Annotated in this window: 1 protein-coding gene and 1 pseudogene; one reads left to right on the forward strand and one right to left on the reverse strand. The window is 70.0% G+C overall.

Annotated elements, in window-relative coordinates:
* Window positions 1–1,416: hypothetical protein (locus AB0G02_RS33055; RefSeq protein ID WP_360802129.1), on the reverse strand; the 1,416-nt coding region annotated here is incomplete at its 3' end.
* A gap of 1,018 nt (window positions 1,417–2,434) precedes the next feature.
* Here AB0G02_RS33055 and AB0G02_RS33060 point away from each other — a divergent pair.
* Window positions 2,435–3,119 (forward strand): annotated as a pseudogene (locus AB0G02_RS33060) (glycosyltransferase); the annotation flags it as partial.

A 3,119-nucleotide genomic window follows, 5' to 3' on the forward strand; every position in this document is an offset into this window, starting at 1 on the left:
GACGAGGGTGTTCCAGAATCCCGACGAGGACCTGAAGTACATCTCCGACGAGGTCGTGAAGTTCATCGACGTCCGCTTCAGCGCGGACAGCCACGTGCCGGCCTCGCGGTGGTCGGACGTGTCGACCACGCCCGTGTGCACGAAGAAGTCGTGCTGGCGCCAGTAGGCGTTGTGGGAGGCGTAGTCGCCGCTCGCCGCGCCCCGGCTGCGGCCGTAGCTGTCCAGGCCGAGGCCCTCGTAGCCGCCGAAGTCGTCCGAGCCGGAGATGTCGTCCGCGTTCTCCTCACCGGAGTACGCGCCGTAGAACCACCCCTTCGACAGGATGCCCTCGCGGCCGTCGGTCAGGTCGGACGCCCCGTTGTCGCGCGAGGCCGTGTAGAAGCGCTGCAGGCCCGTGCCGACCTCCGCCACGCCCGCCTCCGAGGTCACCGGCGACTCCAGCAGCACGTCGCTGGACTTCGAGCTCAGCCAGTTGAGCGACCAGTTCGCGTACTGCCAGTGCGTCGGGACGATGTCGGCCAGGTCCTGCAGCTCGTAGGTCGTCCGCTTGACCTGCTGCCACGACGTCGAGGAGCCGTTGTCGAGCCGGCTCGCCAGGCCGTAGGCCGTCGCGGAGGTGATCGGCTGCGCCCGCCACGCGGACACGGCGGACGCGTCGGCCTCCGGCACGAAGACGTAGTGGACGTTCTTCTCGCTGGCGTTGTTGATGTCCACCTCGGCCTTGCTCGTGCTGTTCATGCTCGCCGCGATGGTGCTCCACGCCGTCGTGGCGAAGCGCAGCTCGTGGCCGTGGGTGGCGATCGTCGGCCCGTCGAAGTTGCTGCCGTCCGCCTGCCACACCAGCAGGTGCTTGCCGGTCGCGGTGGTCATGAACTTCACCGCGCTGTCGGTCGAGCGGCGCATCACGTGGTCCTTGTGGTGCGTGACCGTGGCGTGGGAGAAGTTCTCGCCCGCGCCGCCCGGCGTGCCGGTGACGCCGCGCACGACGATCTCGATGCGCTCCCAGTCGTGGATCTCCGCGAAGTCCTTGTCGGCCGCGTTGTAGACGTGGTACAGCAGGACGATGTTCTTCGCCCCGTTCTCGGTGTACTCGATCAGCGCCGTGTAGAGGGTCGGGCGGATGCGCCAGCCGCTGTAGGCGCCCGCGACGTACTGGTTGACGTTGCGCCAGTTCGTCCGGTTGTCGGCGAAGTTGCCGTCCCGGTCGAAGTCGTAGTTCGACAGCCAGTCCGTGCCCTCCTGGCTGTTGTTCTCGTCGCCCCGCTTGAAGATCAGCGGCGCGTAGTACTGCAGGTACGCCTGCCGCTGCGCCGTCGTCAGGGTCCACGGGGCCGCCGCGGCGCTCCCCGCTCCCGGCCACGCCAGGGCTGTCGTCACGAGCAGCGCGGCCAGCAGACCGCGTAAACCTCTGAGCACTTCGCACGTCCCTTCACGTCGAGCCCACATCCCCCGTCATGCGTACCCGCCGCGTCGGGCGCGGCGGAGGTGCGACTTCGGGGAAACCCGCACACCCTTCGGTCCCGTTCCGCCGTGCGCCCCAGTCGCCCGCTTCTGATCAGCGCGCGCGGAGCCGCATTGTTGCGTGATCGCAGAAAAATGATTGCGGAGTCCGCGTTGTCGGTGCATGATTGGCGCACACCACGAGACGAGGGGTCGGGATGATGTCGAGCACGGGGGAGCGGGGGTCGAAGCGAATGCGCCACCGCGCGGAGATGCTCGCCACGTGTCCGTCCCCCGACCGGTGCACCACCCTCTCCGGTCGGTGTCGCACGTCGCTGACCTGCGCGGACTCCTCACCCTGACCTGGACCGGGTCACGTGGACAGGGAGCCGCCCATCGGGGAACCGATCAGGGCGGCTTCGCTATTTGGTGCGCCATCACCCGTTTTCGATATTGTTCTCGACATTGTCGGTGCCGCTCGCGGCGAAGCGGTTCCGGCGTGTTCGACGACTACTCCGCGGCGGAGCGGACGCTCATTTCCCCGGTGTTCCGGCTCGCCGCCGGAAACCGAGGTCGGCTCACGCTTCGGCCTCTTCGCAAGCCCTCTTCGGACGCGCGTGGCCCGGCGGCCACCTGGAGCTCATATCTCCGGGTTCCCTGGTTCGACACCAGGACGCGCGACGGATCCGCGCCCCCGAGGGACGCCGGATCACCCGACCCACGTCACGACGGTCGTGAGGCGGCCTGCAAAGCCGTCGACACCGGGTTCGACTCCCGGGTGGGTCTCGTCCCGGTCCGCTCCGCCGGGGGCGCCGCGCCCCGTCGACGGGGCGGTCCGGCTGGAGTCGAACAGTCCACAGCGGACCGTGCGGAGGAGGAAGCACTCTCTCCCCACTTCAACATATAGCGCACCGGGGGGCTTGCGGCAAGACCCCGGTCGTCCCCCAGAATTGCCGGCCTGATGCCAGGACCTGGGAAAACGGGGGATTCACAAGTGCGCGTGTTGTTGACGACGTGGGGGTCGCGCGGGGACGTCGAACCGCTGGCGGGGCTGGCGGTGGCGCTGCGGGAGCTGGGCGCGGAGGCGGTGGTGTGCGCGCCGCCGGACGACGACTTCGTGGCCCTGCTGGAGCGTGCGGGCGTGCCGATGGTCCCGCTGGGCCCGTCGGTGCGCTCGGTCGTCGCCGGGCCGAAGAAGCCGACGGCGCAGGACGCGTTCCGGCTCGCGCCCGCGCTGGTCGCCGCCCGGTTCGAGACCCTCACCGCGGCGGCCGAGGGGTGCGACGCGGTGGTGGCGACCGGGTTGATGCCTGCCGGCGCGCGGGACGTGGCGGAGAAGCTGGGCCTGCACTACGTGCTCGCGTGCTTCCACATCCTCGGCCTGCCGTCGAAGCACTTCGGTCCGGGGGTGCGGCCGGGGACACCGACCCCGGAGGGCGAGACAGACCTCGCGGTGCGGTGGGAGCAGGACGCCGAGCGGGTGAACGCCCTGTACGGCGAGGCGCTCAACACCCACCGGGCGGCGCTCGGCCTGCCCCCGGTGGCCAACGTCCGCGACCACGTGTTCACCGAGCGGCCGTGGTTGGCGGCGGACCCGTTGCTGTGCCCGGCCGAGGGCATGACCAACCTGGACGTCGTGCAGACCGGGGCGTGGTTCCTGCCCGACGACCGCCCGCTCC

It is taken from the genome of Actinosynnema sp. NPDC023658 (assembly GCF_040639995.1).
In the GTDB taxonomy this organism is placed as follows: domain Bacteria; phylum Actinomycetota; class Actinomycetes; order Mycobacteriales; family Pseudonocardiaceae; genus Actinosynnema.